General features: G+C 74.6%; 13 protein-coding genes. 7 read left to right on the top strand and 6 right to left on the bottom strand.

The window, feature by feature from the left end; all coding sequences use genetic code 11:
* The first annotated feature begins 148 nt into the window (after window positions 1–148).
* The 6 genes from KBZ10_RS27480 (at window position 149) to KBZ10_RS27455 (ending at window position 11,492) form a co-directional block, all read left to right on the top strand.
* Window positions 149–472, top strand: coding sequence for an anthrone oxygenase family protein (locus KBZ10_RS27480; protein ID WP_307847636.1), 324 nt, complete (start codon window positions 149–151; stop codon window positions 470–472).
* Between the two features lie 307 nt (window positions 473–779).
* Entirely contained in the window at window positions 780–1,595 is an 816-nt protein-coding gene (locus KBZ10_RS27475; RefSeq protein ID WP_210990444.1) for a nucleotidyltransferase domain-containing protein, read from the top strand.
* Window positions 1,596–2,064: 469 nt separating this feature from the next.
* Window positions 2,065–3,960, top strand: coding sequence for a TIGR02677 family protein (locus KBZ10_RS27470; RefSeq protein WP_307847635.1), 1,896 nt, complete (start codon window positions 2,065–2,067; stop codon window positions 3,958–3,960).
* Window positions 3,957–5,219, top strand: a complete 1,263-nt coding sequence (locus KBZ10_RS27465) for a TIGR02678 family protein (protein WP_210990443.1) — start codon at window positions 3,957–3,959, stop codon at window positions 5,217–5,219. The genes KBZ10_RS27470 and KBZ10_RS27465 overlap by 4 nt, the downstream gene beginning before the upstream one ends.
* A gap of 412 nt (window positions 5,220–5,631) precedes the next feature.
* A complete protein-coding gene (locus KBZ10_RS27460; RefSeq protein WP_307847634.1) occupies window positions 5,632–10,143 on the top strand; it encodes a TIGR02680 family protein in 4,512 nt (1,503 codons plus the stop codon).
* A complete protein-coding gene (locus tag KBZ10_RS27455) occupies window positions 10,140–11,492 on the top strand; it encodes a TIGR02679 family protein (protein WP_307847633.1) in 1,353 nt (450 codons plus the stop codon). The genes KBZ10_RS27460 and KBZ10_RS27455 overlap by 4 nt, the downstream gene beginning before the upstream one ends.
* Before the next feature lie 124 nt (window positions 11,493–11,616).
* On the opposite strand, the gene KBZ10_RS27450 is transcribed toward KBZ10_RS27455, so the two are convergent.
* From KBZ10_RS27450 to KBZ10_RS27425, 6 genes are all read right to left on the bottom strand, one after another.
* The gene (locus KBZ10_RS27450; protein ID WP_210990442.1) at window positions 11,617–12,261 is read right to left on the bottom strand and encodes a dihydrofolate reductase family protein; all 645 of its coding nucleotides are present in this window, start codon (window positions 12,259–12,261) and stop codon (window positions 11,617–11,619) included.
* 228 nt (window positions 12,262–12,489) lie between these two features.
* Window positions 12,490–12,843, bottom strand: coding sequence for a hypothetical protein (locus tag KBZ10_RS27445; protein WP_210990441.1), 354 nt, complete (start codon window positions 12,841–12,843; stop codon window positions 12,490–12,492).
* A gap of 133 nt (window positions 12,844–12,976) precedes the next feature.
* On the bottom strand, window positions 12,977–13,162 hold the full coding sequence (locus KBZ10_RS27440) for a hypothetical protein (protein ID WP_210990440.1): 186 nt from the start codon (window positions 13,160–13,162) through the stop codon (window positions 12,977–12,979).
* Between the two features lie 27 nt (window positions 13,163–13,189).
* On the bottom strand, window positions 13,190–13,384 hold the full coding sequence (locus KBZ10_RS27435; RefSeq protein WP_210990439.1) for an antitoxin: 195 nt from the start codon (window positions 13,382–13,384) through the stop codon (window positions 13,190–13,192).
* Between the two features lie 180 nt (window positions 13,385–13,564).
* Complete coding sequence (locus KBZ10_RS27430; RefSeq protein WP_210990438.1) at window positions 13,565–13,780, bottom strand: DUF397 domain-containing protein; 216 nt, start codon at window positions 13,778–13,780, stop codon at window positions 13,565–13,567.
* The gene (locus KBZ10_RS27425; protein ID WP_210990437.1) at window positions 13,777–14,655 is read right to left on the bottom strand and encodes a helix-turn-helix transcriptional regulator; all 879 of its coding nucleotides are present in this window, start codon (window positions 14,653–14,655) and stop codon (window positions 13,777–13,779) included. Before KBZ10_RS27425 ends, KBZ10_RS27430 begins: the two co-directional genes overlap by 4 nt.
* A 178-nt stretch (window positions 14,656–14,833) precedes the next feature.
* Here KBZ10_RS27425 and KBZ10_RS27420 point away from each other — a divergent pair, with 178 nt between their 5' ends.
* Window positions 14,834–15,358 (top strand): ATP-binding protein, encoded by a 525-nt coding sequence (locus KBZ10_RS27420; RefSeq protein WP_210990436.1) that lies wholly within the window; start codon window positions 14,834–14,836, stop codon window positions 15,356–15,358.
* Window positions 15,359–15,461 lie beyond the last annotated feature (103 nt).

Genomic DNA, 15,461 nt, shown 5'->3' with positions numbered 1-15,461 from the left:
GCCCCTGCCCTCGGACGTGGTGAAGGGCGCCTGCCCGGCCCCCGCTGCCGCCGCCCGCTGTGCCGGTCGGACGGTATGACGTTCAATCAGAGCGTAGTGGCAGCAAGCGGGTTGCGGAGAGTTCTCGTTCACCGCCGTCATGCGCTCGGTGAACCGGAAGGTGCCCGGTCCCCTCTTCCTCGCCCTCTTCCTCGGCTCGGTGGCCTTCCCGGCGGCCGCCTTCTTCGTGGCACCGGAGGCGCGCGACGGGAGCGGTGCCGGACTCGCGGCGGCTGCCGCCTGCGCACTGGCCGGCCATCTGATCACCGCGTTCGGCAACGTTCCGCTGAACAACGCGCTGGAGAGGTCACACGGCCGCGGCGACGAGCGTGCCGCCCGGGGTGCCTTCGAGGCGCGGTGGAACACCCTGCACCGGTGCCGCACCGTGCTCGCCGCCGCCGCCTTCGTGCTCGTCGCCGTGTCCGTGGTCTGACCGCGGCTCTGCGGAGATCGCCTCTTTCCCGCGGACACAGGTCACGGCAACTCGCCGAAGACCGCTGTTCGCCCCGAGGGAAGGGAGTGGAAGCGGCAGGGCCCGGGTCTTCCGGGCGGCTGAACAGCGGTCGGTGCCGTCCCGGCCGTGCGCTCGGTCGGGGCTGGTGTCACCGGGCGTGGCAGGTGGGCAGGGTGCGGCGCTCCGGAACTCCTGCCGTACCTGCGCGGCGGGTGAGCCGAATGCCGGGCGGCGGGAAGGCGGTCGCCGTGGCCGGCCGGCGCCCGGATCATGCAGACTTCGGGCCATGGATTGGTTGAAGGAGATCGCGGATCGGCTGACCGGCGTCGGGGGAGTCGCCGGAGTGTGCCTGGGCGGCAGCCGGGCGAAGGGCACGCATCATCCCGCATCGGATTACGACCTGGGCTTGTACTACCGGCCGCCACTGGACACCGCGGCCCTCCGCCTCCTCGCGTCCGACCTCACCGGCGGGCCGGTGGAGGTGACCGAACCGGGCGGCTGGGGTCCGTGGGTGGACGGTGGGGCGTGGCTGACCGTTGACGGCCGCCGTGTCGACTGGATCTACCGCGACCTGGACCGCGTCCACCAGGTCTGGGCGGACTGCCGGGCAGGACGTTTCGAGGTGGGCGTCCAGGCCGGTCATCCGCTCGGGGTGTACTCCCACACCTATGCCGGCGAGCTGGCTGTCGGGCGCGTACTGGCCGACCCGGCAGGCGAACTGCGAGCCCTGCAGCGGGAAACCCGCCACTATCCGGAGTCGCTGCGCGAGGCCCTGATCGCCAACGCGCTGTGGGAGGCCCCGTTCACTCTGGCCTGTGCCCGCAAGGGAGTGGATCGCGGCGACGCCTTCTACGTCGCGGGCTGCCTCTTCCGCGCCACCGGGCTCCTCGTGCAGGGCCTGCACGCCCACGCGGGCCGCTGGGTGCTGAACGAGAAGGGGGCCGTTCGGGAAGCGGGAGAACTCCCGGCTGCTCCTGCGGACTTCACCGCACGCGCTCACGCGCTGTTCACCGTGCCGGCCACGGCCCCGGACGCCCTGTCCGCCGCGATCGACGCCGCCGACCGGCTGACCGCCGAGGTCTGCGGACAGCTCTCGCGGTGACGGAGGATCCGACTGGTGCCTCCTCTCCACATCTCCACCTTAAGACTGCTCTGTGGAATTCCGCAGGGCGCAGAGGGCTCGGGGAGGGCCGCCGCCGGGCGGGACGGAGGACGGGCACTCGGGTGTTCCCGCCGGACACCCGGCGGTGGGCGCGGGCGGCGCACCGCCGGCCCACCGCAGAGAGGCGCCGGCCTCGGCCCGCCGGGGCCGCCGGGGCGGGAGAGCGCCGCAGGTCGGGTCGCCCCGGTCCTCCGTGCCCGGGAAAGGCCGTCGGCCCCGCGAGAGCCGGGGAGCGGAAGAGGCGGAAAAGAGGGGAGTCCGGGCGGGGAGAAGTCCGGCATCGCGCACAGAGACGCGCAGCGTACGGGACAATGGACCGGCGATGACTTCCCAGCTCCCCCAGCCCGTACCCTCCGTACCTCCCGTACCTCCCGTACCCTCCGTACCTCCCGTAGCCCCCGTTCTGCCCGTGCCGCCCGTAGAGCCCCGGCGGGACTCGGTGCCCGGCCCCTCGGCTCCCGGCCGCGCCTCGGTGCCCGGCCCCTCGGCTCCCGGCCGCGCCTCGGATCCCGTCCCCTCGGGGCCCGGTCCCGGCGGCCCGGGCCCCGGTCCCGGCCGCTACGGCCCCTTCGCCCACCTCACCGTCCCGAACGCCGCCCTCTACCGGCAGGTGATGCGCGCCTTCCTCGCGGCCAAGGAGCGGTTCGCCGTCCATCTGCGGCCGGAGGACGTGTACGCCGCCCTGGACCCGGAGAGCCGGCCGGGCGACGCCGAGGCGGTGGTGAAGGCCCTGGACGCCCTCGTCGCCTGGGGCAATCTGCGTGCCGACCCGGACACGGCGCGGGTGACGGCCGTCGAGGACTTCTACCGCAAACGCTTCATCTACCAGCTCACCCGGGCCGGGGAGGCCGCCGAGGCGGCGCTCGGCACATACGACGAGGTGCTGGGGCGGCGCGGGGAGCTCCAGGCCGTGGCGCTGCACGACATCGTCACCCAGCTCCGGGCGCTGCTGGTGATCGCCTCGGAGGACGAGCCGGACCCGGCCAAGGCCCACCTCGCCCTCTCCGTGCTCACCGCGCGCTTCACCGATCTCGCGGACAACGCCCGCGCCTTCATGGGCTCCCTCCAGCGCACCATCGACCTGCACGACATCGAGGTCGAGGCGTTCCTCGCCTACAAGGACCGGCTGATCCAGTACCTGGAGCGGTTCATCCAGGACCTCATCACCCTCGGCGGCCGGATCGCCCTGCTCATCGGCGAGCTGGAGGAGCAGGACCGGGTCGGGCCCCTGCTGCGGCTCGCCGCCGCCCGCGAGGCCGCCGACGCGGCGCCGGAGGAGGCCGAGCACGCGGAGACGGCGGCGTACGGGAGGTGGGTCGCGCGGTGGTCCGGGCTCGCCGAGTGGTTCGTGTCCTCGGAGGGGCGCGAGTCGCAGGCCCGGCTGCTGCGCGGGCGCGCCCTCGGCTCCATCCCGCAACTCCTCGCAGTCGTAAGGCAGTTGAACGAGCGGCGGGCCGGGCGCTCCGACCGCTCGGCCGACTTCCGCGTGCTGGCGCGCTGGTTCGCCCAGGCACCGGACGACGAGACCCGGCACCGGCTGTGGCGGGTCGCGTTCGGGCTGTACTCCTCCCGCCACCTCACCATCGACGCCGACACTCTCGCCGAGCGGGCAGCCACCCCCGAACCGGCCACCACCCCCTGGGCCGAGGCCCGGCCGCTGCGGATCAGCCCCCAGCTCCGCCGGACCGGCAGCTACGAACGGCGCGGCAAACCGCGCAGGGTGGCCGACCGGAGCGAGGCCAGGCGCCGGCTCGCCGAGATCGCCGCCCGGGAGTCGGAGCAGGCCGCCGCCGCCCGGGCACGCCTCGCCACGGGCGGGCCCGTCCGGCTGTCCCGCCTGGGTGAACTCGACCCGCTCGCGTTCCAGCTCTTCCTGCGCCTGCTCGGCGACGCCCTCGCCACCTGGCGGCCGGGCATGACGACCACTACCGCCACCAGCGGCGACGGTTCGATGGAGATCCGGCTGACCGCGCTCGACGACGGCTCCACGGCCGAAGTGCACACGCCCGACGGTGTGTTCAGGGGTCCCGACCATCTGATCGACATCATCGACCTCACGGCGGAAGAGGACGGCCTCACGGTGGAGGGGGAGGGGGACCGCCTCATGGCGGAGGAGGCCGGCCTTCCCGGCCGGACCGGCCCGCCCGGCCCGTCCACGGGCCACGCCGCCGCCCCGGCCGGGCGGGATCCACAGGGTCCGCGGGATCCGCAGAGCCCGCCGGCGGGCGCGCCCGCACCCGTCCCCCCGCAGAGCGGCCACCTCCGTCCCGCCCACACCGCCCCGCATGTCACGGAGCACCGATGACCGGTCCCCTGGCCGAGGTCCTGGACGGCCAGCGCGAGGCCGATCTCCAGCGCGCCGCCCGCGCCCTGCTGCGCGAACCGCTGCTCACCGCGGACGGCCCGCACGCCGACGCGTTCCGGCTGGTGCGCCGGCACGCCGCCGAACTGCGGGAGTGGTTCGAGCGCAACGCCGGCTGGTCGCTGCGCACGGACGCCGACGCCGCCCGGCTGCGCAAGACCCCCGGCACCCTCACCGATCCCACGCACCCCGCCCGCGAGGCCACCCGCAGCGCGCAGCCCTTCACCCGCCGCCGCTACGTCCTGCTCTGCCTCGCGCTGGCCGCGCTGGAGCGGGGCGAGTCCCAGGTGGCGCTCGGGCGCCTCGCCGAGCAGGTCGTCCTGTCCGCCGCCGACCCCGAACTCGCCGCCGCCGGCATCACGTTCACCCTGGAGCGGCGCGAGGAGCGCCTCGACCTCGCGGCCGTCGTCCGGCTGCTGCTGCGGTACGGGGTGCTGCGCCGGGTCGCCGGCGACGAGGACGCCTACGTCAGCGGCTCGGGCGACGCGCTGTACGACGTGCGACGGCGCGTGCTCGCCGGGATGCCGGCCACCCGGCGCGGCCCCTCCCTGATCGAGGCGGAGGGCTTTGAGGAACGCCTTGCGGAGATGACGGCGCGGACCGCGCTCGACAGCGACGAGCTGCGCTTCCGCGCGATCCGCTGGAAGCTGACCCGCCGCCTCCTCGACGACCCGGTGCTCTACTACGACGAGCTGACCGACGAGGAACTCGCCTATCTCACCCGGCAGCGCGGCTTCATCACCGCCCGCATCGGCGAACTGACCGGGCTGGTCGCGGAGGTACGCGCCGAGGGCATCGCCATGGTCGACCCTCCCACCGCCCCCGGACCCGGTGGCGCCGCCGGCGAGCTCACGGACGTCCGCATGCCGGAGCAGGGCACCCACGGTCACGTCACCCTGCTCCTGGCCGGCCACCTGGCGCGGGCGGCCGGGCCCGTCCAGCCGGCCGAGCTGGCGGCGCACGTCCGCGAACTGGCCGCGGAACACGGCGGTTTCTGGGCGAAGTCGGCGAGGGAACCGGGTACCGAGCCCGAACTCGTGGCGCAGGCCCTGGCGAAACTGGTGGCCCTGGACCTCGTCGAGTACACGGAGCGGGGCATCGTGCCGCGCCCGGCCCTTGCCCGGTACGCGGTCGGCGAGCCCGTCGTCCGGGAGACCGGGGGCGGGCCCGCGGCCCGGCCGCGCCGCGGCGCCCGGCGGTGAGGGGCACCACCATGACGGATACCACCGTGAGGAACACCGCGCACGACGGCTCGGGGCACGGCGGCCCTGGACGGGCCGGCCCCAGGCACGACGGCCCCAGGCACGACGGCCCCGGGCACGACGGCCCCGGGCACGACGGCCCCGGGCTGGTCGGCCCCGGACACGGCGGCCCCGGCAAGGCCACCCCGCACACGGCCAAGCCGCACAGGGCAGCCCCGCGCACGACAGCACCCCGGAGGACGGCCCCGCGCACGACACGACCGCGCACGACACGACCGCGCACGACACGACCGCGCACGGCCGCACCGCGCACCACACCACCCCGGACAGCCACACCACTTCGAACCGCACCACCACTCCGGACCGCACCACCACCCCCACTCCGGACCACCACACCGCGCACGACGCGGCCGTGACAGCGCACGAGAGAAAGGCGATCCGTCCCGTGACCGCGCTCCCCAGCCCCGTGCCCGGCCGGTGGCGGCCCCTGCGCCTCGGGCTCGTCGACCTGTTCCACTACGACGCCGAGGAGTTCTGGTTCCGCGACGGCCGCCTGCTGCTGCGCGGCAACAACGGCACCGGCAAGTCGAAGGTCCTCGCCCTCACCCTGCCGTTCCTCCTGGACGGCGACCTCTCCGCCCGCCGCGTCGAGCCCGACGGCGACCCCGGCAAGCGCATGGAGTGGAACCTCCTCCTCGGCGGTGAGCACCCGCACCCCGAGCGCCTCGGCTACACCTGGATCGAGTTCGGCCGGCTCGACGAGGCCACCGGCGAGCCCCGCTTCCGTACCCTCCTCTGCGGCCTCAAGGCCGTCGCCGGGCGCGGCATCGCCCGCCACTGGTTCGCCGTCACGGACCAGCGCGTCGGCGCCGGCCTCCGGCTGGTCGACGCCACCGGCACCGCCCTCTCCCGGGACCGGCTCGCCGAGGCTCTCGGCGACCGCGGCACCGTCCACGACACCGCCAGGACGTACCGCCGCGCGGTCGACGAAGCCCTCTTCGGCCTCGGCGAGCGCCGTTACGGGGCGCTCGTCGACCTCCTCATCCAGCTCCGGCAGCCGCAGCTGTCCAAGCGCCCCAACGAGGCCGCGCTCTCTCGCGCGCTGACCGAGGCGCTGCCGCCCATGGACCAGGCGGTCCTCGCCGACGCGGCGGAAGCCTTCCGCTCCCTGGACGAGGAGAAGGAGGAACTGCGCGCGGCGCGCGAAGCCGAACAGGCGGCCTCCGCCTTCCTCGGCCACTACCGGCGCTACGCCCGCATCGCCTCCCGCCGCCGCGCCCGTCTGCCCCGCGCCGAGCACAGCCGCTATGAGCGCCTCCAGCGGGAACTCCTCACCGCGCAGAGCGAGCGCGACCGGGCCGTGGCCGACCGGACGGAGGCGCAGGAGCGGGAAGCGGCCCTCGACGAGCGGGCCGCGCGCCTGAGCGCCGAGGACGCCGCACTCCGCGCCGGGCCGGAGATGCGCGACGCCCGCGCCCTCGACCAGGCGGCCGCCGACGCCACCCGCACCGCCGCCGACGTCACCCGCGCCGAGGCCGACCGGCGGACGGCCGATGAGGCCCACACCCGCGCCCGGGGCCGGCTCGCCACCGCCGGGAACCGCCTCACCGCGGCGCGGGAGACCCTGGACGGCATCCGGGGCCGCGTGGCGGAGAGCGCCGCCGCGGCCGGGCTCGCCGTCCCCCGCACGGAGGGCGCCCCCGACGCGGCCCTGCGCCGCGAGGCCGACGAGGCGACGGCGGGCAGGCGGCGGGCCGTCGAGCACGTCGAGGAACTCGCCACCCGCGCCGAACGGGCCGAGGAGACGCGCCGGGCCGCCCGGCTCCGCGCCGACGAGGCCGACGAGGAGGCCCTGCACGGCGCGGAACGGCTGGCCGAGGCGGAGGAGGGTATCGCCGGGGCGGGCCGGGCGCTGATCACGGCCGTACGGGAACACCTGTCCGGCTGCCGGGAGTTGAGCGTCCCCGGGCTGCCCGGTGTCCTCGACGCGGTCCAGGACTGGGTGGGCACACTCGACGGCCCCAACCCGGCCCGCACCGCGGCGGCCGGGGCCCACCGCGCCACCGCCGCCGGCCTGGCCGACCGCGCGGCCGCCCTGACCCACCGCGAGTCGGCGCGGGCGGAACGGCAACGGCAGGCGGCGGAGGAGCTGACCGCGCTCGAAACGGGCGGGCAGCGCGGCCCGTCCGCCCCGTACACCCGCACCCCCGGCATCCGGGAACAGGGCCTCGGCGCCCCGCTGTGGCGGCTCGTCGACTTCCGCCCGCACCTCACCGGGACCGAACGCGCCGGACTCGAAGCCGCGCTGGAGGCATCGGGTCTCCTCGACGCCTGGGTCCGGCCGGACGGCTCCGCGGTCGCGGCGGCGGACGGCCACGACGTGCTGCTCACCCCCCTGAACGACCGTCCCCGCACACCGCCGGGCAGCGGCCTGGACCGCGCGCTGCGCCCGGCGGTCAACCCGGCGGACGTGCGCGCGGCCGCCGTGGGAGAGGAGACGGTCGCACGGCTGCTCGCCTCGATCGGCCTGACCGGCAAGTACGGACAGCCCGCCGAGCCCGGACAGCAGGCGGCACAGCAGGAACAGCAGGAACAGCAGGAACAGCAGGAACAGCATGGGCTGAACGGTCCGCCCGCACAGCCCGGCGGCAGCCCCGGCCAACCCCTCCCCGAGGACGGCGGGAGCCACACCACCTGGGTCTCCGCGGACGGCCGCTTCCGCGTCGGCGCGCTGACCGGAAGCTGGACCAAGGACAGCGCCCAGTACGTCGGAGAAGGCGCCCGGGAACAGGCGCGCCGCGCCCGCATCGGCGAACTCCGCACCGAACTGGCCGCACTGGAGGCGGAACGGGAGCAACTCGCCGGCGAACTCCGCGCCGTGACCGAACGCCGCAGGACGCTCGACGCGGAACTCGCCGCCGTACCGGGCGACGACGCCCTCCGCCAGGCCCACGCCCGCGTCACCGCCGCCGCCGACGCCGCCCACCGGGCCCGCATCCGGCAGCAGGAGCGGGCCGCCGACCTGGCCCGGACCGTGGCGGAGGCCCACCGCGCGGCGGCCGAACTCACCGACACCGCGGCCGCCCTGAAGCTCCCCGCCGACCGGGCCGGCCTGGCCTCCGTACGGCAGGCACTCGCCGGCCACACCGCGCATCTCGCCGCACTCTGGCCCGCCCTGCGCGAACACGCCGACGCCGGGCAGGCCGTCACCGCCGAACAGGCCGAGACCGAACGGGCCGGGCTCCGCGCCGACGAACTCACCCGCCGCGCGGCCGAGGCGGCACGGCTCGCCGCCGCGGCGGAACAGCACCTCACCACCCTCCGCTCCACCGTTGGAGCGGCCGTCGCCGAACTCCAGCGGCGGCTGGAGGAGACCGCGGCGGCCGCCCGCGCCTGCGAGGCCGAACGGCGGCGCGCCCGCGACGACTTCGCCGCCGCCGGCGAGCGGGTCGGCCACGCCGAGGGCCGCATCGACCAGCTCACCAAGGACGTCACCGAGGCGACCGCAGCCCGGGAGCGCGCCATCGCGGCGCTCCAGCGGTTCACCGCGACCGGGCTGCTCGCCGTTGCCCTCCCCGGCCTCCCCGTCCCGGACGAGGCCGCGGGCGGCGGGACGTGGGCGGCGACCCCGGCCGTCACCCTTGCCCGCGCCATCGAGTCCCAGCTCTCCGACACCGACGACTCGGACGCCGCCTGGGAACGCGTGCAGAAGCGCCTCAGCGAGGAGTTCGGCAGGCTGCAGGACGCCCTCTCCCGGCACGGCCACTCCGCCCTCGCCCGTCCCGGCGAGGACGGCATGCGGGTCGACATCGTCTACCAGGGCCGGGAACGCGCCGTCCCCGAACTCGCCGACGCCCTCGCCGCCGAGGTGGCCGAGCTGACCCGCATCCTCTCCGCGCGCGAACGCGAGATCCTCCAGACCCACCTGATCACGGAGGTCGCCGGCACCCTCCAGGAACTCATCGGCGCCGCCGAGCGCCATGTGGCCGCCATGAACCGGGAGCTGGAGGAGCGCCCCACCTCGACGGGCATGAAGCTGCGGCTGGTGTGGCGCGCCTCCCGCCGCGCCCCGCAGGGACTGGCCCAGGCGCGGGAACGGCTGCGCCAGTCCGCCGACGCCTGGTCACCGGAGGACCGGGAGGCGGTCGGCGCGTTCCTGCAGGAGCAGATCGCCCGCCGGCAGGCCGACGACAGCACGGGGAGCTGGCTGGAGGACCTCACCGCGGCCCTCGACTACCGCTCCTGGCACGAGTTCGGCGTCGAACGCCACCAGCACGGCAAGTGGGTGCCGGCCACCGGTCCCGCCTCGGGCGGCGAACGGGTCCTGGCGGCGTCCGTCCCCCTCTTCGCCGCGGCGTCCTCCCACTACGCGAGCGCGGGCGGCGCCCACGCCCCGCGCCTGGTCACCCTGGACGAGGCGTTCGCCGGCGTGGACGACGACTCCCGCGCCAAGTGCCTCGGCCTGCTGCGCGCCTTCGACCTCGACGTCGTCATGACCAGCGAACGCGAGTGGGCCTGCTACCCCCAGGTCCCCGGCATCGCCATCGCGCAGCTCGCCCGCGTCGACGGCATCGACGCGGTGCTGGTGACCCGGTGGGAGTGGGACGGCCGCGAACGGCGCCGCGGTCCGGACCCCGGCGAACCGACCGGTGCGCAGACGGGCACCGCGCAGACGGGCACCGCGCCGACAGGCGTCCCCGGCCAGGCGGCCGGAGCGGCCGGAGCGGCCGGAGCGGTGGGTGCGGCCGGAGCGGTGGGTGCGGTGGGCGCGGTGGTTGCGGCGAGTGACGGGGCGGCCGGCGACGCGGCGGGTGAGCCGCAGCGGACCGGCGCCGCCGGGAGCACTGACCCAGCCGGTACGGGCACCCCCGCCGGTACGGGCACCCCCGGCGACAACAGCGCGCAGGATTCGCTGTGGACGTGAACCCGACGGCATCACCTGACACCGAACGGGCCGAAGCCGAACCGGCAGCCGATGTCGCCCAGGTCGACGCCGGACCGGTCGACGCCGAACGCCTGGGCCGGCTGCTCGGCGATCCCGGTCTCGCCTGGCTCGTGGACCGTGCCCGGCAGCGGATGGCACGTGGCCGGCCGCTCACGGGCGCCGTCACGCTCGCCCGTCCCGATGCGTCCCAACGGCACGCTGCGGAAAGCCTGTTGGGGCGGGCACCGCGGGCCGGCGGCTCCCTGACCGTCCGCCTCGACACCGTGGACGCGGTCCTGCGCCGCTCCGGCGTCAGCCCCGGCGGACTGGCGGCCGCCGTCATCGCGCTCACCGGCCCCGTCACCCCGCACGCGGAGGCGCGGAGCCGGGAGGAGCGGGCCTGGACGGAGGCGTACGGCCCGCTCACCGCCCTCGCCGCCCCCACGGATCACGAGGGCGAGCGGCTGGCCGGCTGGGCCGAACGCGTCCGCCGGGACGGCCTGATACGGCGCCTCGCGCGCACCCCGGAGGCAGCCGGACCCCTGGTGGCCGACGCCGTGCGGGCGCTGCGCGCGCTGCCCGTGTCGCCCCCGGTGTCCCGTGCGGCGTTCGCGGCCCGGCACCTCTCCGGCGCGCACGCCCTGGACGAGGGGACGCCGCTCGCCGCGCTCGTGCTGTCCGGCCTCCGCGCCCTCACGGGCTTCCCCGACGGCTCGGGCACCGAGTGGCGGCGGGAGGCATGGGCGTCCGCGGGCCTGCTCAAGGACGACCTGTCGTCGACCGTCCTCGCCCTCAACCTGCGGGGCACCCCGGCCCTCGACTGGATGGCCGACGCCGGCGAACCGACGGTGCTGACCCTCCGCCACCTCAGCCGCCTCGCCTCCGTCCCCGCCCCAGCCCCCACGGCCACCGGCACCGTCCACGTCTGCGAGAACCCGGCCGTCCTGTCCGCCGCCGCCGACACCCTCGGCCCGTCCTGCCCGCCCCTGGTGTGCCTCCAGGGACAGCCGTCGGCGGCGGCACTCACCCTGCTCCGCACCCTGTCCGCGCAGGGAGCGGAGATCCGCTACCACGGCGACTTCGACTGGGGCGGGGTCCGCATCGCCACCGCCCTGCGCCGCAGCGTCCCCTGGCGGCCGTGGCGCTACACCGCCGCCGACTACCGCACCGCGGCGGCCCGGACCACCGGCGCCCCGCACCTGACGGGCTCACCCGCCGACACCCCCTGGGACCCGGCCCTGGCCGCCGCTCTCACCGAACACGGCCTCCGCATCGAGGAGGAGGCGGTGCTCGGTGAACTCCTGTCGGATCTGGAGTCCGCCGCCTGCCCCACGCCCTCGCGTCCGTGACCACGCCCCGGCTGGGCGCGCGGGACTTCCGCGGCCGCTCAAGTGCGGTTCGTGCGAGAGCCGGGACCCGGTCGCGGCTCTCCCCCTCCGCCGAACGCCGTCCCGGGCCGGCGCGGGAACCCCGTCACTTCCTCCAGAAGAGGTGATGCGTCACGCCGCTCGGGCTGGGCACGACCTCCAGGTGGAAGCGGTCGAGCAGTTCGTCGGGCGACTCCCAGAGCCGCAGGCCCGACCCGAGTTCCACCGGCGAGACCGCCACGTGCAGGGTGTCGACGAGATCGGCGTCCAGGAACTCCCGGATGGTCGTGACCCCGCCGCCGAGCCGGACGTCCTTGCCCCGCGCCGCCTCGCGGGCCTGCGCCAGCACCGTGGCCGGATCACCCTCCACGAAGTGGAACGTGGTGTCGGAGAGCGTGAACGACGGACGCTCGTGGTGCGTCATGACGAACACCGGGGTGTGGAACGGCGGTTCGTCCCCCCACCAGCCGCGCCACTCGTGGTCCCGCCAGGGACCGCGCTGGGGCCCGAACTTGTTGCGGCCCATGATCTCGGCGCCGATGTTGTGGGCGAAGTCCCGGGTGAAGTAGTCGTCGAGACCCCGGCTGCCCCCGGGATCGCTGCGCCCGGGCCAGCTCGCCGTGGCACCGGCCCAGGCGAACATCCGCCCGGGATCGACATGGCCGAACGGCCTCTCAAGGCTCTGGTCCTCACCGGCACCGATTCCGTCACTGGAGACGGTGAAGTTCTGGACTCTCAGCAACTGGGTCATGTGTCTCTCCTGTGCTGTCGACGACGGTGGTGTGACTCCCCGGGCCACGGAAACTCATCGCCGCACCCGTGCACGGGTCACCGTCCGGGCCGCACGGTGTCCCGATCCGTGGGGCTTCGGTCCGGCGTGGGCGGAGCCGGGCGCCGCTGCGGATCGCCGGATCGCCGGATCGCCGGATCGCCGGATCGCCGGATCGCGGACGGGGCGGCACGGCCGTGCCGTGCGCGCCTAGCCGGCGGAATCGACCAGAGTCTCGAAGCCTGCGCTGTCGCAGTAGGACACGGCACGACGCTCACCGTCGATGTCGCCGGCGACCGCACTGGAAGTGTCGTCGAGGATCGTGCCACCACGGTGTGCGGTGTCACCCCGGACAAGCCGTTCCGAGGCAGTGATGGCGGCCTGGCCTGCTGATCCGACGTCGTCCGACTCGGACGACGGGTCGTCCCGTTCGTCACCGGCACTCACGTCTGCCCCGCTGGTCGCCGCAGCGCGCTTGGCGTCCTGCCAGGCCCCCAGCTTCGTGCAGTACTCCTGTTGCCACTTCTCGGCCCGCGCCGGATCGTCTGACGAGCAACTGCTCACCACGACAACGACAACGACAGCGGTCAGAACTCGCGTGACCGCCCGTGTGCCACCACCACTGTGCCGCACGGCATGCCCTTCCAGAAGCTGTCGACAGACAATACTGGATCGCGGAAGCGTGTCCTGCGCCGATTCAGTGGTCCTCAACGCTCAGTGGAGGCGGGCAGACACCGGTGAGTGCGCCGAGCAGGCGAAGTCGCAGCAGCTGACGATGGAACCGGACCGGTCGATGGCCGACCATGCCCTGCTCGACGCCCACACCGCGGCCGTCGCCGAGGTCGCCCACCACCACAAGGACGGCCCCCCGGCGTGCGGACACCGGGGGACCGGGGCTGTGACGCCGGGGCTACCGCTCCTTCGGCTCGTCGCCTCCGTAGGAGCGGCGGGCCGCGTCGGCGGCCTTGTCGGTCTGGGCGTCGTACTTGTCGCCCGTCCGCTCGTCGACCATGCGCTCGGCCCTCTCGACGCCCTTGCCGGCCTGGTCGGGGTGGCTCTTCGCCGCCTCCTTGGCCTTCTTCGCCATGTCGCCCAACTTGCCCATGGGATGCCTCCCGGGGGTCTCGCGTACGTCGTGCCAAGCCTCCGGGTACCCGCCGCACCCCGTACCTCACCTCCTGTTTCCGCGGGGAGGGGCAGGGGCAGACAGTGCAGGTCCTCGAACAGTAAGAGCCCCGCCGGTCCGCAAGGGGACGGCAGGGCTCTCGTGTACGCGGTGCGATCGTCAGGCGCCTCGCTGCGACGAGGTCATCCCGATGAAGCCCGCCCACGCTTCCCGGGATACGCGGATAACCGGTCCGGACACGTCCTTGGAGTCCCGGACGTGCACAGCCTTTGTGCCGGCGGCGACCTCAACGCATTCGCCGCCCTCGGTTCCGCTGTAGCTGCTCTTGAACCAGGCGGGGCCGGAGGCGACGGTCGAGGACTCGGCGTTGGTCATAGCGATCCCAGCAACCCTTCGATGAACTCCGTTGACTCCCGCGGACTGAGAGCCTGTGATCGGATGATCCCATAGAGTGCGGCGGCCAGGACCCCCTGCTCCGGGTCAGTTTCCAGAGAGCCGATTCCTCGTGTCTCCGTGTACACGAACTGCTTGCCGTCCTTGCGTGTGACGACGGTGAACGGCCCGTTCACGCCCGCGTTGTCCTCACGGTCGAGTGGCATGACCTGGATCTCCACGTTGCGTTTCCGGCCAGTCAGCAGCAGGTGTTCCAACTGGCCGCGCAGCACAGCCCTGCCCCCGTACGGGCGGCGGAGGAGCGACTCGTCGAGCACGAAGCTCAGGAACGGGGCGGGGCGGCGATCGAAGATGCTGTGCCGGGCCAATCGTGCCGCCACCCGCTGCTCGATCGTCTCCTCGTCCAGCGGTGGACGCCTCATGGCCAGCAGCGCCCTCATGTACTCCTCGGTCTGGAGAAGCCCGTTGAGCACAGGCATGTTGTACGAGAGCAGTTCGACGGCTTCCTTCTCCAGCGCGGCCATTCCCTGGAAGAACGCCGGGTACTGCGCGCGCTCGACCTGTTCCTTCCACACGGTCAGCAGCCCGCCCGCGTCCAGCACCTCGTCCGCCCGGTCGATCGTCCGCGGCGGCGGGATCCTCCGGCCCTGCTCGAAGGACGCGACGCTGGAGGCCGTGTAGCCCAACTGCTTGCCGAACTCGGCGCGTTCCATGCCGGTCCGCAGGCGCAGCATCTTCATGCTCCGCCCGAAGGCGACGACCACCCCCTGGCCGGACTTGTCGGCGGCCCGCGCCCCGGCGCCGTCGTCGTTGTCCCAGCCGTCCCCGGCATTCACCGGTGCCTCGTCGACCGCCATCGCCGTCCCCCTTCGTGTCCGTGGCCCGTTGGCCGGACCGCCTCCCCGGTTCAACGCGTACTGCGGGCGGCCGTCACGGCACTCGTCGCGTACCCGTACCGGCACCGCGCGTACAACGGGCCACTGACGGCGCGTCACCCCTGGTCATGGCGCTCCACCGGGCAGGACCGTGATCGTCATGACCAGCAAGCCCCGCAGCCCCGGCGGCACCCACCAGCACCCCCGCCCCGTTCAACACCCCCACGCGGCAACCGTCGTGGGCACCGCGCCCGCGCCGCACGACCACACCTTCCGGATGCAGTTCACCTCCACCCCTCGGGGAGCCCGCCTCGCCCGCAGACTGGCCGCGCATCGCCTGGACGAGTGGGGAATTCCGTATGGCACCCCCGAACACGAGGCGATCGTGCTGATCGTGGCCGAACTGACCTCCAACGCCGTGCGGCACGGCCACGTCCCCGGCCGGGACTTCCGGCTGCGCCTCCACGTCACCCCGCGCCCGCGGACCGTCCGGGTCGAGGTCACCGACGCCCGGACCGAGCGGGTGCCGCCGCGCCCGGCCGCCGTGCGGGCCCCGGGCGGCGAGGACACCGGTGGCCGGGGCCTGCTGCTCGTGGCCGGGCTCGCCTCCCGCTGGGACTGGCATCCGAGGCCCGACGGGCCGGGCAAGACGGTGTGGGCCGAGTGCGCCATGGAAGCGCCTTGATGTATTCCCGGCTGAGCCGGGAGGAATTCGGAGAATATTCCTGGGCTGAATGACTTACCTGGAGTCGAAAGACAAAGGGGACCGTAGCATGTCAGGAAAGCGG

The organism is Streptomyces sp. F63, assembly GCF_018070345.1.
Lineage (GTDB): Bacteria > Actinomycetota > Actinomycetes > Streptomycetales > Streptomycetaceae > Streptomyces.
The sequence above is the reverse complement of the archived record's forward strand: the minus strand, read 5'-3'. Positions and strand labels throughout refer to the sequence as shown.